Annotated in this window: 17 protein-coding genes; 9 read left to right on the top strand and 8 right to left on the bottom strand. The window is 55.4% G+C overall.

Annotated features, from left to right (window positions below; genetic code table 11):
* Nucleotides 1–20 precede the first annotated feature (20 nt).
* The 7 genes from ABLU80_RS10205 to dnaA all read right to left on the bottom strand — a co-directional run bounded on the left by ABLU80_RS10205 (nt 21) and on the right by dnaA (nt 9,733).
* Nucleotides 21–1,160, bottom strand: a complete 1,140-nt coding sequence (locus ABLU80_RS10205; protein WP_348849945.1) for a BamA/TamA family outer membrane protein — start codon at nt 1,158–1,160, stop codon at nt 21–23.
* A complete protein-coding gene (locus tag ABLU80_RS10200; RefSeq protein ID WP_348849944.1) occupies nt 1,157–2,170 on the bottom strand; it encodes a hypothetical protein in 1,014 nt (337 codons plus the stop codon). Before ABLU80_RS10200 ends, ABLU80_RS10205 begins: the two co-directional genes overlap by 4 nt.
* Before the next feature lie 318 nt (nt 2,171–2,488).
* On the bottom strand, nt 2,489–3,301 hold the full coding sequence (yidA, locus tag ABLU80_RS10195) for a sugar-phosphatase (protein ID WP_015369035.1): 813 nt from the start codon (nt 3,299–3,301) through the stop codon (nt 2,489–2,491).
* 202 nt (nt 3,302–3,503) lie between these two features.
* On the bottom strand, nt 3,504–5,918 hold the full coding sequence (gene gyrB / locus ABLU80_RS10190; RefSeq protein ID WP_015703899.1) for a DNA topoisomerase (ATP-hydrolyzing) subunit B: 2,415 nt from the start codon (nt 5,916–5,918) through the stop codon (nt 3,504–3,506).
* A 28-nt stretch (nt 5,919–5,946) separates the two neighbouring features.
* Nucleotides 5,947–7,020, bottom strand: coding sequence for a DNA replication/repair protein RecF (recF, locus tag ABLU80_RS10185; protein WP_015369033.1), 1,074 nt, complete (start codon nt 7,018–7,020; stop codon nt 5,947–5,949).
* A 207-nt stretch (nt 7,021–7,227) separates the two neighbouring features.
* On the bottom strand, nt 7,228–8,328 hold the full coding sequence (dnaN, locus tag ABLU80_RS10180; RefSeq protein ID WP_015369032.1) for a DNA polymerase III subunit beta: 1,101 nt from the start codon (nt 8,326–8,328) through the stop codon (nt 7,228–7,230).
* Between the two features lie 4 nt (nt 8,329–8,332).
* A complete protein-coding gene (dnaA, locus tag ABLU80_RS10175) occupies nt 8,333–9,733 on the bottom strand; it encodes a chromosomal replication initiator protein DnaA (protein WP_015703901.1) in 1,401 nt (466 codons plus the stop codon).
* 619 nt (nt 9,734–10,352) lie between these two features.
* Here dnaA and rpmH point away from each other — a divergent pair.
* The 9 genes from rpmH (at nt 10,353) to ABLU80_RS10130 (ending at nt 18,104) form a co-directional block, all read left to right on the top strand.
* Nucleotides 10,353–10,493: a 50S ribosomal protein L34 gene (rpmH, locus tag ABLU80_RS10170; RefSeq protein ID WP_015369029.1), complete on the top strand. Its 141-nt coding sequence runs from the start codon at nt 10,353–10,355 to the stop codon at nt 10,491–10,493.
* A 15-nt stretch (nt 10,494–10,508) separates the two neighbouring features.
* Complete coding sequence (gene rnpA, locus ABLU80_RS10165; RefSeq protein ID WP_015703902.1) at nt 10,509–10,868, top strand: ribonuclease P protein component; 360 nt, start codon at nt 10,509–10,511, stop codon at nt 10,866–10,868.
* A complete protein-coding gene (yidD, locus tag ABLU80_RS10160) occupies nt 10,832–11,089 on the top strand; it encodes a membrane protein insertion efficiency factor YidD (RefSeq protein WP_015703903.1) in 258 nt (85 codons plus the stop codon). The genes rnpA and yidD overlap by 37 nt, the downstream gene beginning before the upstream one ends.
* Before the next feature lie 2 nt (nt 11,090–11,091).
* The gene (gene yidC, locus ABLU80_RS10155; protein ID WP_015369027.1) at nt 11,092–12,738 is read left to right on the top strand and encodes a membrane protein insertase YidC; all 1,647 of its coding nucleotides are present in this window, start codon (nt 11,092–11,094) and stop codon (nt 12,736–12,738) included.
* A gap of 194 nt (nt 12,739–12,932) precedes the next feature.
* Entirely contained in the window at nt 12,933–14,297 is a 1,365-nt protein-coding gene (mnmE, locus tag ABLU80_RS10150) for a tRNA uridine-5-carboxymethylaminomethyl(34) synthesis GTPase MnmE (RefSeq protein ID WP_015703904.1), read from the top strand.
* 196 nt (nt 14,298–14,493) lie between these two features.
* On the top strand, nt 14,494–15,678 hold the full coding sequence (locus ABLU80_RS10145) for an MFS transporter (RefSeq protein ID WP_047058294.1): 1,185 nt from the start codon (nt 14,494–14,496) through the stop codon (nt 15,676–15,678).
* Nucleotides 15,647–16,606, top strand: coding sequence for an HTH-type transcriptional regulator YidZ (gene yidZ, locus ABLU80_RS10140; protein ID WP_047080121.1), 960 nt, complete (start codon nt 15,647–15,649; stop codon nt 16,604–16,606). Before ABLU80_RS10145 ends, yidZ begins: the two co-directional genes overlap by 32 nt.
* A 309-nt stretch (nt 16,607–16,915) precedes the next feature.
* Nucleotides 16,916–17,500 (top strand): hypothetical protein, encoded by a 585-nt coding sequence (locus ABLU80_RS10135; RefSeq protein ID WP_162378695.1) that lies wholly within the window; start codon nt 16,916–16,918, stop codon nt 17,498–17,500.
* Nucleotides 17,501–17,537: 37 nt separating this feature from the next.
* Nucleotides 17,538–18,104 carry an NADPH-dependent FMN reductase gene (locus ABLU80_RS10130; RefSeq protein WP_015369022.1) on the top strand — a complete coding sequence of 189 codons (567 nt, stop codon included), beginning with the start codon at nt 17,538–17,540 and terminating at the stop codon, nt 18,102–18,104.
* A gap of 46 nt (nt 18,105–18,150) precedes the next feature.
* Here the strand turns inward: ABLU80_RS10130 and ABLU80_RS10125 are convergent, their stop codons facing one another.
* Nucleotides 18,151–19,488 (bottom strand): NCS2 family permease, encoded by a 1,338-nt coding sequence (locus ABLU80_RS10125; RefSeq protein WP_015369021.1) that lies wholly within the window; start codon nt 19,486–19,488, stop codon nt 18,151–18,153.
* Between the last annotated feature and the right edge of the window lie 50 nt (nt 19,489–19,538).

The raw sequence follows: 19,538 nt of genomic DNA, 5'->3' as shown, positions 1-19,538 counted from the left end.
GAAAGGAGGATAAAAAAGAGTTAGAACGCTTCGCCGACCTGGAAGTAAAAGCCGCTGCTGCCCTTACCGATACCGTAGTCGAGGCGAATATTAACGCGAGGTTTGAATTCAAAGCGGTAGCCGACGCCTGCCGAAGGTAACCAGCGTCCGTCATTCAGGGAATCAATAGATGGCCCCATGGTGCCCGCGCCGACCCAGGCAACAACGCCGTGTCGCCACGTCAACTGACGACGATATTCCAGCTGAGAGCTGACCACGTTTTTATCGCGGTAGCGCCCCTGGTAGTAGCCGCGCATACGCTCATCGCTGCCGAGCAGCGGCATCATGCTCCACGGCACATCGCCCTGGGTGAAGGTGCCATCCGCTTCCCAGGCCAGCACGCTTTTATCGCTCAGGGCCTGATAGCGGCTGTAGTGCAGGCGAAATTCATCAAATCGCGTGTCGCTGCCGAGTCCCGGCGCATAGTGGGTATAGCGAAAATCGGCGTATTGGCCCTTGCGTGGGTTGGGGACAAAATCGCGATCGTCCCAGTTGATATCGATACTGGCGCCGGAACTGAATACCGACGGCCCCTGTGGAGTGTTTTCTATTTTCGGCAGATCGTCATGGTCCATCTCATCGGCATTTTGCGCCGCCAGCGACCACCCCGCCCCCAGATAAACATTGTCGATGAGCTGCCGGTAGATCATCGGGCGCAATGTCAGCACCTGGGCGGTATATTTTTCTTTCTCATTGTCTTTGTCGCCGGCGTGAAAACCTTGTCCCCAGTAGTAAGTCGGTGTGTTGGCCATCGAGCCTTCAACAAAAACCCGCCACAAATCGTTGTCGAAAAAGGCATAGTTTTTAACGCTGAGGCCAAATGCGCCTGTCGAGCTGACGTAGCCGCTAAGCGTCAGCGTGGAGTTCTGGCTGATGGTGTCATGTGGGTCCGGGCGATACATGCCCACGACAGCCGTACCCAATCCAAGCCCCAGCTCCGGCGTATAAAATGGCCCCGGCATCACGCCCCAGTCGATGCCTTTGCTGGCGTCAAACTTGTCGCTGGCGCCAAGGTTCTGTAACCAGCCGTCGATTTCCTCGCGGCTGAGCGCCTGCGCCTGTGCCTGCCCAATAACAAGGCAGGTTAACAACAACAGGATAGGGTTAAACGGTCGGCTCAAAAGCGATACTCGCCGGCGATAAAGAAGCTATTACGTTCGGCAAAACCAAACTCCGTAGTGATATTAAAATTCCGGGTCATCTCATACTGCGCGCCCACCAGCACGTTCCACGGCGACTGCAGATGCTGTTTCACATCAAAGCGGCCGTTGCCGTTCTTATTGGCCAGATTGACCATGTTTTGCAGCATCGTCGACGGCATCGACAGATCGTTCAGGCTGCCCTTAAATTCTTGCTGCACATCCTGATACATGCTGCCAACCCAGACATTCAGCTTCCCGTTCGGCAGATGCAGTGCATCTACCGACGGCGTATTGAAACGATAGCCCAAACGCGGCGAAAAGGTAAAAGCATCAATGCTGCCGTCGAGGATATCAAAACGCGTCTGCGTATAGTTGGCATCTAATACCGTGAACCAGTTGCCGACGCCACCCACCAGCGTGGTACCGACGCCGTAGGTAGTGCCTTTAAAATCAAGGCGAAAATCAAGATTCTGCATACCTGGCATGGGCACCACTTTGCCATTCGGCCCTTTCAGGCCGACGGCAATTTGCGAGATAGAATGGCCTTTAGTATGTCCAACCAGGCCATAGACGTTCATAAACGGCAGCAGCCAGGCATCCAGCTTAAGCGTCTCGGTTTTGCTACTTTCTCGCGTATTACCGACGCCAATCTGGAAGGCGTTATCCAGTGAAAAATTACCTAACGATAAACCGGTAAAATTAATGCTATCGACATTAATATTCTGCCGCATATCCATATAGTTAACGCCGACACCAAAAGGTAGTGGCAGAACGTAGCCGTGCTTTCGGGCTTCATCGCCTAAAAAAGGCAATACCGATGTCGACTCCGGCGCCGCGGCCTGGCTATTGTCAGGCGCGGGCAGATCCGCCGGTTCGCTACCGTGCCAGGCGTATACGGGTTCAAGTGGAGTTGTTGGTTCTGCGGCCGCGCAGACCTGAATAGAGGAAAAAGGCAGCGCAACCAACATCAAAAAGTGATTTTTATTCATGGGAAATATGATGTTAGTTCTTAAGAACAGAATTCATAAAATGGGGCGGGTAGCTTATAGAATCCCCTGCGCTAATTAAGGGATTTAAATGCGGATTAACATCTATTCATGAAAAAAGAGAAGACAGGCCGGAGAATTCCGGGCCTGAGATTGATGACAAACCTCATGCAACCGTTGCACTTACAGATTGCACCAGACAAAAAACATGGAAAATCAATTTATTGATTTTCGGCTGATAACCACAAAGAAGGAAAAACCACGCTTTTTCCTTCTTTGTCAGCAGTCTGAGGCCCGGAGAATTCCGGGCCCGGAATGCGCTTAGGCTAAAACGTATTTTTCAATGGCGAAGGCAACGCCATCTTCAAGGTTCGATTTAGTGACGAAATTCGCCGCTTCTTTAACGGTCGGGATAGCGTTATCCATCGCCACGCCGACGCCGGCAAATTCAATCATCGCAATATCATTTTCCTGATCGCCAATCGCCATAATTTCTTCCGGCTTTATACCCAGCGTATCGGCCAGCGACTTCACGCCGGTGCCTTTATTGACACGTTTATCGAGGATTTCGAGGAAGTACGGCGCGCTTTTCAGCACGGTATACTTCTCTTTCACTTCCGCCGGAATACGAGCGATGGCCCGATCGAGAACGGCAGGCTCATCGATCATCATCACTTTCAGCAGCTGAATATTACGGTCCATCTTTTCTGCTTCGCAGAATACCAGCGGAATGGTCGCCACGTAGGATTCATGCACCGTGTAGTAGCTGATATCGCGGTTCGCGGTATAAAGCGTATTACGATCGAGCGCGTGGAAATGCGAGCCGACGTCGCGAGAGAGTTGCTCAAGGAAGCGATAATCATCGTAGCTTAACGCCGTTTGTGCCACGGTGCTGCCGTCGCTGGCTTTCTGAACCAGCGCACCGTTATAGGTGATGCAGTAGTCGCCCGGCTGTTCCATGTGCAACTCTTTCAGGTAGCTATGAACACCAGCGTAAGGGCGGCCGGTAGTCAGCACCACGTTAACGCCGCGGGCGCGCGCTGCCGCGATGGCGGTTTTCACCGCCGGAGAAATGGTATGGTCCGGCAGCAACAGCGTGCCGTCCATATCAATTGCAATCAGTTTAATAGCCATGGGATCCCCGGGTAAGATGAGTCTTCACTCATGCTAACGCGATTCCGCTCAAAAAACAGCTCTCGCAACGGGAGAAAACGAGGATGGATTGCGTGGGAGGATTCCTCTTTTACCGACAAAGAAAAGCCCGGTGAAGCTAACGCTTACCGGGCCTGGGTATTGTGTCATCCCGGTAATGTGGCTTACCGGGAGAGCTTACGGTTTAGATATCGATGTTCGCCGCTTTCAGGGCGTTCTCTTCGATAAAGGCGCGACGTGGTTCAACGGCATCGCCCATCAGGGTGGTGAACAGCTGGTCGGCGGCAATCGCATCCTTCACGGTGACGCGCAGCATGCGGCGGCTATCCGGATCCATGGTGGTTTCCCACAGCTGATCCGGGTTCATCTCGCCCAGACCTTTATAACGCTGGATAGAGAGGCCGCGACGCGACTCTTTCACCAGCCAGTCGAGCGCCTGTTCGAAGCTGGCTACCGGCTGGCGGCGCTCGCCGCGTTCGATAAACGCGTCGTCTTCGATAAGCCCGCGCAGCTTCTCGCCGAGGGTGCAGATGCGGCGGTATTCCGCGCCGGTGATGAACTCGTTATCCAGCGGGTAGTCGGTATCGACGCCGTGGGTACGCACGCGCACGATAGGCTCGAACTGCTGCAGCTCGCTGTTTTCACGAATATCAAACTTCCACTGGCTGCCGTGCTGCTCTTTTTCGTTCAGCTCGCTGATCAGCTGGTTAACCCAGCGGGTGACGGTCTGCTCGTTGCTCAGATCGGCTTCGGCCAGCGTCGGCTGATAGATAAGCTCTTTGAGCATCGCTTTCGGGAAACGGCGCTCCATGCGGCCAATCATTTTCTGCGTCGCGTTGTACTCGGCCACCAGTTTTTCCAGTGACTCGCCGGCTAAGGCCGGTGCGCTGGCGTTGGTGTGCAGGGTCGCGCCGTCGAGCGCGATGGAGATCTGGTACTGATCCATCGCTTCGTCGTCTTTAATGTACTGTTCCTGCTTGCCTTTCTTCACTTTGTACAGCGGCGGCTGAGCAATGTAAACGTGACCGCGTTCAACGATTTCCGGCATCTGACGATAGAAGAAGGTCAACAGCAGGGTACGAATGTGCGAGCCGTCGACGTCCGCATCGGTCATGATGATGATGCTGTGATAACGCAGTTTATCCGGGTTGTACTCATCGCGACCGATGCCGCAGCCCAGCGCGGTGATAAGCGTGGCTACTTCCTGAGAAGAGAGCATTTTATCGAAGCGGGCTTTCTCGACGTTAAGGATTTTACCCTTCAGCGGCAGGATAGCCTGATTCTTACGGTTACGGCCCTGTTTAGCAGAGCCGCCCGCGGAGTCCCCTTCCACGAGGTACAGTTCAGACAGCGCCGGGTCGCGTTCCTGGCAATCCGCCAGTTTGCCCGGCAGGCCTGCCAGGTCCAGCGCGCCTTTACGACGGGTCATTTCACGGGCGCGACGCGCGGCTTCACGCGCACGCGCGGCATCGATAATTTTGCCGACCACGATTTTCGCATCGGACGGGTTTTCCAGCAGGTATTCGCTCAGCAGTTCGTTCATCTGCTGTTCAACCGCCGATTTCACCTCGGAGGAGACCAGCTTGTCTTTGGTCTGAGAGGAGAACTTCGGATCCGGCACCTTCACGGAAACCACGGCAATCAGGCCTTCACGCGCATCGTCGCCGGTGGCGCTGACTTTCGCTTTTTTGCTGTAGCCTTCTTTATCCATGTAGGCGTTCAGGGTACGGGTCATCGCCGCGCGGAAGCCCGCCAGGTGAGTACCGCCGTCGCGCTGCGGAATGTTGTTGGTAAAGCAGTAGATGTTTTCCTGGAAACCATCGTTCCACTGCAGCGCCACTTCAACGCCGATACCGTCTTTTTCGGTGGAGAAATAGAAGATATTCGGGTGGATCGGCGTTTTATTCTTGTTGAGATACTCAACAAACGCCTTGATGCCGCCTTCGTAGTGGAAATGGTCTTCTTTGCCGTCGCGCTTATCGCGCAGGCGGATAGAGACCCCAGAGTTGAGGAACGACAGCTCGCGCAGACGTTTCGCCAGGATTTCGTATTCGAATTCAGTGACGTTGGTAAAGGTTTCCAGGCTTGGCCAGAAACGCACCATGGTACCGGTACTTTCGGTTTCACCGGTTACCGCCAGCGGCGCCTGCGGCACGCCGTGCTCATAAATTTGTTTGTGGACTTTGTTATCGCGTTGGATAACCAGCTCCAGCTTCTGCGACAGGGCGTTAACCACCGAGACGCCTACGCCGTGCAGACCGCCGGACACTTTATAGGAGTTATCATCGAATTTACCGCCGGCGTGCAGGACGGTCATGATAACTTCCGCCGCGGAGACGCCCTCTTCCGGGTGAATGCCGGTTGGGATGCCGCGGCCGTCATCCTGTACGGAGACGGAGTTATCGCTGTGGATAGTAACAACGATGTCTTTACAGTAACCTGCGAGCGCTTCGTCGATAGCGTTATCCACAACCTCGAATACCATGTGGTGCAGACCGGTGCCGTCATCCGTGTCGCCGATATACATACCCGGGCGCTTACGCACCGCATCCAGCCCTTTCAGGACTTTGATACTGGAGGAGTCATAAGAATTCGACATCAACGTTTCTCGCTCATTTAAACTTGGGTTAATCCGTTATTTTACCCTTTTCCACGGTGAACATCTTCGAATTTTTGTCCGACATGTCCATTACGTGTTCAGCGCTGATTGCGCTGACGAAAACCTGCGATTGCGTGGCTTTTAAGCGGCTGGCAAGCAGCCCGCGCCGGGCATCGTCAAGCTCCGAGGCAAAATCATCTATCAGGTACAGGCAGCGCCGCCCGCTTTCGCGGGTCAGGAACTCGCCCTGCGCCAGTCGTAGGGCGCACATCAGCAGCTTAAGCTGCCCGCGCGACAAGGTGTCTTCCACCGGCGCCCCATCGGCGCGAATGCGAAAATCCGCTTTATGCGGACCGTGGGCGGTGTAGGTTAACATTCTGTCGCGTTCGAAATTCCGCTCCAGCACCTCGGCGTAGTCCGTTTCTTTTTCCCAGCCGCGCTGGAAAGAGAAGGTGAGGGTGAATTCCGGTAAAAATTGCTGACAGGTATCCGCCATGTCTTCGACAATAGCGGCGCTGTATTCGGCACGCCAGCGGCTGATTTGTTCCGCCAGCGGGATTAATTCCAGGTCCCACGGCCGCAGTTGCGCATAGCGGCTCACCTGGCGCAGCGCGGCGTTGCGCTGTTTCAGCAGGCGCTTCAGATTGCTCCAGGCGGTGAAGAATCCGGCTTCGTTATGAAAGCATCCCCAATCAAGGAACGCTCTTCTGTATTTGGGGCCGCCGTTGAGTAAAGTAAACCCCTCCGGCGTGATCAGCTGCATCGGCATCAGGTGCGCCAGTTCCGCCACCTTGTGGCCATCGGTGCCGTCGATACGCACTTTGCTGTCGCCCTGTTTGTCTTTGGTCAAGCCAATGGCGGTTTCGCGCTCTTCGCCCTGTAAACGCCCGTGCAGGACAAACGAATCCTGCTCGTGACGAATTACCCGGCCAATTTGCAAACTGCGAAACGCCCTGCCATGGCCGAGCGTATAGATAGCTTCCAGCACGCTGGTTTTGCCGCTGCCGTTTGCGCCAACCAGGAAGTTAAAGCTGGGGGATAAAGCGAGATCCGCATTTTCGATATTGCGGAAATCTTTGATTAGGAGTCGGGATAGCGACATATCAGCTCGTCATCATTCAAGGGGCGTGGGTGTCGCAGCCAGTTCGTCTACCGCCAGCGCGCAGAAAGCGGAGCGTACACGAAGTACGTGAGCATTTGCTCGCTCCGCTCGTCCTTCGGACCGTCTTACAGACGTCCAAAACGCATAGCGTTTTGTCGAGCACTGCCGGAAGGCGAAATGGCAAGTAAACCAGACCCTTTGCAGATTCTACAATCTCATAGGCATGACAACATAGGCGGCGGACTGTGAAGCCGCATCCTCAATCTGCACGCTCGATACGGAATCCGTCAGCAGAATGCGCACATTCTCGCACTTCAGCGCATTGAGCACATCCAGCACGTAGCTAACGTTAAAGCCGATTTCCATCTCGCTGCCCGAATAAGTGACGTCGAGAATCTCTTCCGCCTCTTCCTGCTCCGGGTTGTTAGCGGTGATTTTCAGCTGGTTTTCGCTGACGTACAACCGCACGCCGCGGAATTTCTCGTTCGACAGAATTGCCGCGCGGGCAAAGGCCTGCTTGAGAATGTCGCAGCCGGCATCAAGGTGTTTATCCGGGTTTTTCGGCAATACGCGGCGATAGTCCGGGAAACGGCCATCAACCAGCTTCGAGGTGAAGATAAAATCGCCGACGTGAGCGCGGATATTATTACTGCCGATCTGCACGCGCAGCGGCGTATCGCCGCCATCGAGCATACGCATCAGCTCAATCACCCCTTTACGCGGCACGATCACCGAATGGTTCGGCAGCGACTCTTCCAAAGGCATTGAACAAACCGCCAGACGGTGGCCATCGGTGGCGACGGTGCGCAGTTCGCTACCTTCGGTTTCAAACAGCATGCCGTTTAAGTAGTAACGAACGTCCTGGTGCGCCATCGAAAACTGGGTGGCTTCAATCAGGCGCTTCATCGTCGCCTGCGGCAGGGTAAATTCCACTTCGCTCTGCCAGTCGTCGAGATTCGGGAAATCGGCGGCAGGCAGGGTCGACAGCGAGAAGCGGCTGCGGCCGGAGCGCACCAGCATACGGTCGCCTTCAAGCTGCACGGCGATCTCCGCGCCTTCAGGCAGGCCGCGGCAGATATCAAAGAATTTACGCGCCGGAACGGTGGTGGCGCCCGCTTCGTGCGGCTGAATCAGCGACACGCGCGCGACCATTTCCATTTCCAGATCGGTACCGGTTAGCGACAGCGTGCCGTCCGCGACCTGAAGCAGCAGGTTACCGAGAATTGGCAGTGTCGGACGACCACCTAACGGACCGCTCACCTGTTGCAGCGGTTTTAATAAATGTTCACGTTCTACGGTAAATTTCATAGCGTCACGAGGATAATGTTCTGATTAAATTGGAAAAATCTTCTTTAATATCGTGGCTTTCTTCACGCAACTGCTCAATCTTACGGCAGGCGTGCAGCACGGTGGTATGGTCGCGGCCGCCAAACGCATCGCCGATTTCCGGCAGGCTGTGGTTGGTCAGCTCTTTGGCCAGCGCCATCGCCATCTGGCGTGGGCGCGCCACCGAACGGGAGCGGCGTTTGGACAGCAGGTCCGCTACCTTAATCTTGTAATACTCCGCCACCGTCTTTTGAATATTGTCGATGGTGACTAATTTTTCCTGCAGCGCCAGTAAATCGCGCAGCGCTTCGCGCACGAAATCGATGGTGATCGCCCGGCCGGTAAAGTTGGCGTTAGCAATGACGCGGTTCAGCGCCCCTTCCAGCTCACGCACGTTCGAACGCAGACGCTTAGCGATAAAGAACGCGACTTCGCCCGGCAGGCGGATGTCGTTTTCATCGGCTTTCTTCATCAGGATCGCGACGCGGGTTTCCAGTTCAGGCGGCTCGATCGCCACCGTCAGGCCCCAGCCAAAGCGCGATTTCAGACGATCTTCAACGCCGTTGATCTCTTTTGGATAACGATCCGACGTCAGGATGATCTGCTGATTACCTTCCAGCAAGGCATTGAAGGTGTGGAAGAACTCTTCCTGCGAACGCTCTTTATTGGCGAAGAACTGAATATCATCGATCAGCAGGGCGTCAACGGAGCGGTAATAGCGTTTAAATTCTTCGATGGCGTTGTTTTGCAGGGCTTTTACCATGTCCTGCACGAAACGCTCGGAGTGCATATAAACCACTTTAGCATTTGGCTTACGCGCCACAATGCCGTTGCCGACGGCGTGCAACAGGTGGGTTTTACCCAGGCCGGTGCCGCCATAAAGGAACAGCGGGTTATACGCGCCGCCGGGGTTATCGGCCACCTGACGCGCCGCCGCGCGTGCCAGCTGGTTAGATTTACCTTCGACGAAGTTATCAAACGTATGCTTGACGTTGACGTTGGAACGGTAGGTGGGCTCTGCCGGCGCCGGAACGTTATCCCAGCCCTGACGGGCGACAGCCGGCGCGACGCGCGCGGTTTGCACCTGAGCGGCCGGAATCGCCGTGGCGACGTTGGCCGTCCCCTGGTGGGACGGCGCCGCAGGCTTCGCGCCCACTTCAAAGCGCAGCTGTGGGGCGTCCGCACCACAAAAGTCATTGAGGAGCCCATTGATATTATTGAGGTATTTGTCCCTTACCCAATCGAGCACAAAACGGTTTGGCGCATACAGTGCCAGCGTGTTATCGCTCAGTTCCGCCTGCAATGGGCGGATCCACATGCTGAATTCTGTGGCTGGTAACTCATCCTGCAATCGGGCAAGACACTGCTGCCAAAGCGAAAGTGACACGGCGGACTCCACTCGAACATAAAATCGATATAAAAGAAAAACTGAAACAATCGTGATTGTTGGCACACGTCGCAAGACCCTGCATTAGCCGAAAAAGCCCCTGCGCAAAAGGGGTGACGTGCGAACCGCTATTTGCGGTTTTACCCGGGACGGATCCGTGGATCGCGATCGGGACCGGGGATCATAGCCTAAACTGAGAAAGAGATCTTGTGTTTCTCAACAGATTCTTCCCGATTTATCCACAGGAGGATCGAAACCGGGTAAGTGTAATCGATCCTGGCGAGAGTGCGGCACGATTTCGCCCGCATATTGGAAAAATTAATGAGCTATGCCGGTTTTGAACAGAATTGATCTAACAAAGATCCTTTACGATCCTTGCGCTTTACCCGCCAGGCCGTATAATCCCCCACCCGGCGCGTAATGCCCGTTTTCGCAACTCGTCTCAGCTTATTTTTTGTGCGGCAAGGTGCGAGAAATAAGGAAAGAGAATTGACTCCGGAGTGTACAATTATTACAATCCGGCCTCTTTAATCACCCACGCTGAGGCGTAAGTCGTTCGAAGTTCGTTCGGGTCTACGCAAAAGTCAGTGAATTTATTCAAGTTTAGGTAGAAATCGCCATGAAACGCACTTTTCAACCGTCTGTACTGAAGCGCAACCGTTCTCACGGCTTCCGTGCTCGTATGGCTAATAAAAATGGTCGTCAGGTTCTGGCACGTCGTCGTGCTAAAGGCCGCGCTCGTCTGACCGTTTCCAAGTAATAAAGCTAACCCTGCGTGGTTAAGCTAGCATTTCCCAGGGAGTTACGTTTGTTAACTCCCAGTCATTTCACTTTCGTCTTCCAGCAGCCACAACGGGCTGGCACGCCGCAAATCACCATCCTCGGCCGCCTGAATTCGCTGGGGCATCCCCGCATCGGTCTTACCGTCGCCAAGAAAAACGTTAAGCGCGCGCATGAACGCAATCGGATTAAACGTCTGACGCGTGAAAGCTTCCGTTTACGTCAACATGAACTCCCGCCAATGGATTTCGTGGTGGTGGCAAAGAAAGGGGTTGCCGACCTCGATAACCGTGCTCTCTCGGAAGCGTTGGAAAAATTATGGCGCCGCCATTGTCGCCTGGCTCGCGGGTCCTGATAGGCCTTATCAGGGTCTATCAGCGCCTGATTAGTCCGCTACTCGGGCCGCACTGTCGTTTCACGCCAACCTGTTCTCAATACGGAATTGAGGCATTGCGCAGGTTTGGAGTGATAAAAGGCAGTTGGTTGACGGTGAAACGCGTATTAAAATGCCACCCTTTACACCCTGGTGGTGACGACCCCGTCCCGCCTGGACCATTTGATACCAGAGAACACTAACGATGGATTCGCAACGCAATCTTCTTATCATCGCTTTGTTGTTCGTGTCTTTCATGATCTGGCAAGCCTGGGAGCAGGACAAAAATCCGCAAACCCAGCAGCAGACCACGCAGACTACGACCACAGCAGCGGGTAGCGCCGCAGACCAGGGCGTACCGGCCAGTGGCCAGGGGAAACTGATTACGGTTAAAACTGATGTGCTTGATCTGACCATCAACACCAGCGGTGGTGATGTTGAGCAAGCGCTGCTTCCGGCTTACCCGAAAGCGCTGAAATCTACTGAACCGTTCCAGTTACTGGAAACCACGCCACAGTTTATCTATCAGGCACAGAGCGGCTTAACCGGTCGTGACGGCCCGGATAACCCGGCTAACGGCCCGCGTCCGCTGTATAACGCTGATAAAGATGCGTATGTACTGGCTGACGGCCAGAACGAAATCGTTATTCCGCTGACCTACACCGACAAAGCGGGCAACGTCTTCACCAAAACCTTCACCCTGAAACGCGGTGATTATGCGGTGAACGTTGGCTACAACGTGAAAAACGTCGGCGAAAAACCGCTGGAGATCTCCTCCTTCGGTCAGCTGAAGCAAACAGCAGCGCTGCCATCAAGCCGCGATACGCAAACCGGCGGTCTGTCTACCATGCACACCTTCCGTGGCGCGGCGTACTCCACTGCTGATTCGAAATACGAAAAATATAAATTCGATACTATCGTCGACAACGAAAACCTGAACGTCAGCACCAAAGACGGTTGGGTGGCGATGTTGCAGCAGTACTTCACCACCGCGTGGGTTCCGCATAACAACGGCACCAACAACTTCTATACCGCTAACCTCGGTAATGGCGTTGTCGCTATCGGCTATAAATCACAGCCGGTACTGGTGCAGCCAGGTCAAACCGACAAGCTGGAAAGCGTGCTGTGGGTCGGCCCGGCTCTGCAGGATAAAATGGCTGCCGTCGCGCCGCACCTGGATCTGACCGTCGACTACGGCTGGCTGTGGTTCATCTCCCAACCGCTGTTTAAGCTGCTGAAATTCATCCACGGCTTCCTCGGCAACTGGGGCTTCTCGATTATCGTCATCACCTTTATCGTTCGTGGCATCATGTACCCGCTGACTAAAGCGCAGTACACCTCCATGGCGAAGATGCGTATGCTGCAGCCGAAGATTCAGGCTATGCGCGAGCGTCTGGGCGACGATAAACAACGTCAAAGCCAGGAAATGATGGCGCTGTATAAAGCAGAAAAAGTTAACCCGCTGGGTGGCTGCTTCCCGCTGATTATTCAGATGCCAATCTTCCTTGCGCTGTACTACATGCTGAGCGCCTCGGTTGAACTGCGTCATGCGCCGTTTATCCTGTGGATCCATGACCTGTCCGCGCAAGACCCGTACTACATCCTGCCGATCATCATGGGCGCGACCATGTTCTTCATCCAGAAGATGTCGCCGACCACCGTGACCGACCCGATGCAGCAGAAGATCATGACCTTTATGCCGGTCATCTTCACGGTGTTCTTCCTGTGGTTCCCGTCTGGTCTGGTGGTGTACTACATCGTCAGCAACCTGGTAACCATTATTCAGCAGCAGCTGATTTACCGTGGTCTGGAGAAGCGTGGCCTACATAGCCGCGAGAAGAAAAAATCCTGATACTCTTCATTCTTCAAGCCGCAGATGCGTTGGCTTCATTAGTTCGCCCCAGTCACTTACTACAGTAAGCTCCTGGGGCCTCACTAACTTGCCGCCTTTCTGCAACTTGAATTATTTCGAGTATCTACGGTAACGTTAATGCCAGAGAAGGCGGTCAATGGACCGCCTTTTTTACATCTACATAGAGAGTCACCATGAGCCATAACGACACTATCGTCGCCCAGGCAACCCCACCGGGACGCGGGGGTGTGGGCATCCTGCGTATCTCCGGCCTTAAGGCGCGCGACGTCGCGCAGGCGGTACTCGGCAAGCTGCCGAAGCCGCGCTATGCCGACTACCTGCCGTTCAAAGACGCCGACGGTACGCCGCTGGATCAGGGGATTGCGCTGTGGTTTCCGGGGCCGAACTCCTTTACCGGCGAAGATGTCCTCGAACTGCAGGGCCACGGCGGCCCGGTCATTCTGGATCTGCTGCTCAAACGTATTCTGACCTTGCCCGGCGTTCGCATCGCCAATCCGGGCGAGTTTTCCGAGCGCGCGTTCCTCAACGACAAGCTCGACCTGGCGCAGGCAGAGGCCATCGCCGACCTTATCGACGCCAGCTCAGAGCAGGCGGCCCGTTCGGCGTTGAACTCCTTGCAAGGGGCCTTCTCCGCGCGTGTGAACCATCTTGTGGAAGCGCTCACTCACCTGCGCATCTACGTGGAAGCAGCGATTGATTTCCCGGATGAAGAAATTGATTTCCTCTCCGATGGTAAAATTGAAGCCCAACTGAACGACGTGATCGCCGATCTCGATGCCGTCCGCGCCGAAGCCCGTCAGGGCAGCCTGCTGCGTGAAGGGATGAAAGTGGTGATCGCCGGACGGCCAAACGCCGGTAAATCCAGCCTGCTCAACGCGCTGGCCGGACGAGAAGCGGCGATCGTCACCGATATCGCCGGCACCACCCGCGACGTACTGCGCGAACATATTCACATCGACGGTATGCCGCTGCATATCATCGATACCGCAGGCCTGCGTGACGCCAGTGATGAAGTGGAGCGAATCGGCATTGAACGCGCCTGGCAGGAAATTGAACAGGCGGATCGGGTGCTGTTTATGGTCGACGGCACCACCACCAGCGCCGTTGACCCGGCGGAGATCTGGCCGGACTTTATCGAGCGCCTGCCCGCTAAGCTGCCGATTACCGTGGTGCGTAATAAAGCCGACGTCACCGGCGAAGCGCTGGGGCTCAGCGAAGTAAATGGCCACTCACTAATCCGCCTGTCGGCGCGTACCGGTGAAGGGGTCGAGGTGCTGCGCAACCACCTTAAGCAGAGCATGGGCTTCGATACCAACATGGAAGGCGGCTTCCTCGCCCGTCGTCGCCATCTGCAAGCGCTGGAAACGGCTGCGGACCATCTGCAGCAGGGCAAAGCGCAGTTGCTGGGCGCCTGGGCCGGTGAATTACTGGCGGAGGAGCTGCGTCTGTCGCAACAGGCATTAAGTGAAATTACCGGCGAATTTACCTCTGACGATCTGCTGGGCCGCATCTTCTCCAGTTTCTGTATCGGTAAGTAAGCGTTACTGGTAAGCATCTACTAACCCGCCATAACCATCTGTTATGGCGGGTTTTTTATTTGATTGCCTTAATCACATCAACTCTGTGAAGCAATCAACTGTTTTTCCTTTCAGGAAAAGAGTGTTGTCCAAATGGCAACTCGTACTCCCTGGCGTTAGCCACTATGCTGTACGCCATTCTTATTGCGAGGGTCCTATGGCACGCTTTCTTATCTGCAGTTTCGCATTGGTACTGCTCTATCCATCCGGCATTGATATGTATCTGGTCGGCCTACCGCGCATCGCCCAGGATCTTGGCGCCAGCGAGGCGCAACTGCATATCGCCTTCTCGGTCTATTTAGCCGGCATGGCTACCGCAATGCTTTTTGCCGGGCGAGCGGCGGATAAATCCGGGCGTAAACCGGTCGCGATTTTCGGCGCCATCACTTTCATACTGGCCTCGCTACTGTGCTCGCAGGCGCATAACAGCACGCATTTCCTGATCGGCCGCTTTATCCAGGGGATCGGCGCGGGAAGCTGCTACGTCGTCGCTTTTGCCGTTCTGCGCGATACGCTGGACGAGCGCCGCCGCGCCAAGGTACTGTCGCTGCTTAATGGCATTACCTGCATTATTCCCGTCCTCGCGCCGGTACTTGGCCATCTGATCATGTTGAAATATCCGTGGCAGAGTCTGTTCTACACCATGACAGGCATGGGGGTGATGGTGGGATTATTGTCGGTGTTTATCCTGCGTGAGACGCGCCCGACAACGCATCCGCAGGCAGGCGCACAGCACAATGGCGCCGCTGAGTCGCTGCTAAACCGTTTTTTCCTCAGCCGCATAGTCATTACGACTCTCAGCGTCACCGCAATTTTGACTTACGTAAACGTCTCTCCGGTGCTGATGATGGAAGAGATGGGTTTCGACCGCGGAACTTATTCAATGGCGATGGCGCTGATGGCGATGGTCAGCATGGCCGTGTCGTTCTCCACGCCGTTCGCTCTGACGCTGTTTAAACCGCGTACCCTGATGCTGACCTCGCAGACGTTGTTCCTTATCGCTGGCGTGGTATTGAGCCTCGCCGCCAGCCAGCCCATCACCATGCTGGGATTAGGTATGATCTGCGCGGGTTTCTCGGTTGGCTTTGGCGTCGCGATGAGCCAGGCGTTGGGGCCTTTCACGCTGCGGGCGGGCGTCGCCAGCTCCGCCCTCGGCATCGCCCAGGTCTGTGGTTCTTCGCTGTGGATTTGGCTGGCGGCTATCATCGGGCTTAGCGCCATGAATATGCTGATCGGGATACTCATTGCCTGTAGCATAGTCAGTATTGTTCTGATACTGGTCGTCTCACCGGCGCGCGCGACGCAAGATAATGAAGAAATCCCTGTCGAGTCTCGATCTTAACTTATTGCTATGTCTGCAGCTTCTGACCCAGGAGCGCAGCGTCACCCGCACGGCGAAACGGATGAACGTTTCGCCGTCGGCGGTGAGTAAATCATTGGCCAAGCTACGTGCCTGGTTTGACGATCCGCTATTTGTTAAAACACCGCTAGGGCTGGCGCCAACGCCGTTAATGAGCAGCATGGAGCAGGATCTTGCCGACTGGATGCAGATGGGCAATCAGATCCTCGATAAACCGCACCACACCATGCCAAGCGGCCTGAAGTTCGAGCTGGCGGCAGAATCACCGCTACTGATGATCCTGCTCAACACCCTCTCCCAGCAAATTTATCAACGTTATCCACAAGCGCTGATCCGTTTACGCAACTGGGATTACGACTCGCTGGATGCCATCATTCGTGGTGAGGTTGATATCGGTTTTTGCGGCAAGGAAACCCATCCGCGTTCGCGCGAACAGCTGAGCCTGCTGCCGTGGTATATCGATTTTGATGTCCTGTTTAGCGACCTGCCGCAGGTGTGGCTGCGCGCCGATCATCCGGCGCTCAATGAAGAGTGGAACCTGGCGGCTTTCCTGCGCTATCCGCACATCAATATCTGCTGGGAACAAAGCGACACCTGGGCGCTGGATGATGTGCTGCATGACCTGGGCCACAAACGGACCGTTGCCCTGACCCTGCCCGGCTTTGAGCAGTCGCTGTTTATGGCGGCGCAGCCAAATCACACCATGATAGCCACCGCGCCGCGCTATTGTCAGCACTATAATCAGCAGCATCATCTGCCGCTGGTATCGCGCCCGCTGCCGCTGGAGCCGCAGCTACTGGAAAAAATGCGCGTGCCGTTCACCCTGCTGTGGCATAAGCGTAATAGCTATAATCCAAAGATCGTATGGCTCAGAGAGACCCTCAAACAGCTCTATTCCAATACGCTGTAGGGAAATTGCCCATCATCCTCACGTTGTTGCGCAAGAAATTGTAAAAGTCAGACATTATCCCTTCTCAAGGAAGAATTTCCGCATTAAAACCTGCTCATTGTGAGCGATAATATCATTCACAATTTTTATCTCTGACCATTAATCACGGAGCGACGAATGGCAACGCATTTTGCAAGAGGGATACTCAACACCAGGGAGCCGCTATCGACGCGTTTGTCGGCGGCATGTCATCAATCCGCACGTAACCTACCCGAATACCGACAGAGCCGCTATCGCGCCTCGCGTTCGCTGCTCGCTGAACTGCTTTTCATGCTTTATGGTATCGGCGAGCTGCCGGAAATCATCAGCGAACCCAATGGACGGCCCGTATTTCGCGATCCCCACCTTCCCCGCTTTTCCATCTCTTATGCCGGGAATATCGTCGGCGTAGCGCTGACGACCGAAGGTGACTGCGGTCTCGATATGGAACTGCAGCATGCCTCGCGTGGCGTCCATCCGCTACATGCCGCCGATCGCTATGTCTTCAATAGCAATGAGAATTTATGGATTAACATCCAGCACGATCCGGATGAGGCCCGCGCCCAACTGGTGGCGCTGCGCCGCAGCGTGCTGAAGCTCACCGGTGAAGCCCCCGTGCGAGTACAGCTGCTGCCGGGGTCTGGTCGCCTGCGTACCGCTGGCACCCAATCGATTGAAGCCATCTGTGATGCTGAAACGTTGCTGGTGTGGTCAATCGCCGTCACCCCGAATATCGGGCCGCTGAAGGTCTGGGAATATGATAGTAAAGAGGGCTGGCGCTGCCTGCCTGATGCGCAAACGCGCGCCAAAGAGACTGACGCGCGCCTGATGCGCTTTACCAGCTTACCGGTAGAAAAAGTATTCTCCCTCAACTGACCGGTTTAGCCGGCCATCATGATGCAAAGGAGCACTCATGTCTGATACGTTGAAAGTTGTTACGTTACTCGGAAGTCTACGCAAAGGTTCTTTTAATGCCATGGTTGCGCGCACGCTGCCGGGCATTGCGCCTGCGGGCATGGAAATCTCCGCGCTGCCGTCGATCGGCGATATCCCGCTGTACGATGCCGATATCCAACAGGAAGAGGGGTTCCCGCAGAGCGTGCAGGCGATCGCGAAACAAATCCGCGAAGCGGATGGCGTGGTGATCGTTACTCCGGAATATAACTACTCGGTACCCGGCGGTCTGAAGAACGCTATCGACTGGCTCTCGCGTCTGCCGGAACAGCCGCTGGCCGGTAAGCCGGTGCTGATCCAGACCAGCTCCATGGGCGCCATCGGCGGGGCCCGCTGCCAGTATCATCTACGCCAGATTCTGGTCTTCCTCGATGCGATGGTCATGAACAAGCCGGAATTTATGGGCGGTGTGATTCAGAACAAAGTCGATCCGCAGGCGGGTGAAGTGGTCGATCAGAGCACACTGGACCATCTGCGCGGCCAGTTGACCGCCTTTGGCGATTATATTCAGCGGGTTAAAGCATAAAAAAAAGCCCGGCAGCGATGCCGGGCCATTTCATCATGCGTGCGGATCAATGCGCATCGATAAAGACAATTTTCAGCACGAACAGCAGCGAAACGATGATCACGCACGGGCTGAGTTCACGCAGACGGCCGGTACCAATCTTCATCACGCAGTAGGAAATAAAGCCCAGGGCGATACCTTCGGTGATCGAGAAGCTGAACGGCATCATCACCGCGGTGATAAACGCCGGTACTGCTTCCGTCAGGTCATCCCACTTCACGCGCGCCAGGCTTGAGGTCATCAGCACGCCAACGTAAATCAGCGCCCCAGCGGCGGCATAGGCCGGAACCATCCCCGCCAGCGGCGACAGGAAGATGACCAGCAGGAACAGGATACCTACGACAACGGCGGTCAGGCCAGTACGCCCGCCAACCGAAACGCCGGAGGAGGATTCGATATAGGCCGTAACCGAAGAGGTGCCAATAAAGGAGCCGGCAACAGACGACACGCTATCGACGAACAACGCCTGCTTCATACGTGGGAATTTACCCTGCGCATCTGCCAGCCCGGCTTTATCGGTGACGCCAATCAGGGTGCCGGAGGAGTCGAACAGGTTAACCAGCATGAACGAGAAGATCACGCCCGCCAGGCCAAGGTTCAGCGAACCGGCCAGATCGACCTGACCCACAACCGAGGTTACGCTCGGCGGCGCGGAGACGATGCCGGTATAGTGCACATCGCCGAGCATCCAGCCCAACAGGGTGGTGACGACGATAGAGACCAGCACGGCGGCATGAATATTACGCGATGCCAGGATAGCGATAATAAAGAATCCGAGCACGCCCAGCAGCACGCTGTGGGAAGTCAGGTTGCCGATGCTGACCAACGTGTCCTGGTTCGCCACGATAACGCCGGCGTTCTTCAGGCCCATCATGCCGATAAACAGCCCGATACCGCTGGTGATACCCACGCGCAGGCTCACCGGGATATTGGCAATCATCCAGTAGCGTACACGGAAGAGGGTCAGCAGCAGCAGGCCGACGGCGCCCCAGAAAATCGCGCCCATACCCACCTGCCACGGCAGGCCCATCGCCTGAACCACCACGAAGGCAAAGAAGGCATTCAGACCCATCGCTGGCGCCAGCGCCACCGGCAGATTCGCGAACAGACCCATCAGGATGCTGCCGAAGGCCGCGATCAGACAGGTGGTCACAAAGACAGCGCTGGTATCCATACCCGCCACGCCAAGAATTTGTGGGTTCACGAAGACGATGTAGACCATCGTCAGGAACGTGGTGAAACCGGCGATCGCTTCAGTGCGCACCGTGGTGCCGTGCTCGCGCAGTTTAAATACGCGCTCCAGCAGACCCTGGCCAGAAGACTGGCTGGTTGGTTGTTGACTCATTATCGGTTTCCGAACGTAAAGGAGGGAAAATTCGAGGCTATCCTATACCA

Origin of the sequence: Klebsiella sp. CN_Kp104 (assembly GCF_040064515.1) — a bacterium.
GTDB lineage: Bacteria > Pseudomonadota > Gammaproteobacteria > Enterobacterales > Enterobacteriaceae > Klebsiella > Klebsiella aerogenes.
This window is presented reverse-complemented; position numbering and strand designations above follow the sequence as displayed.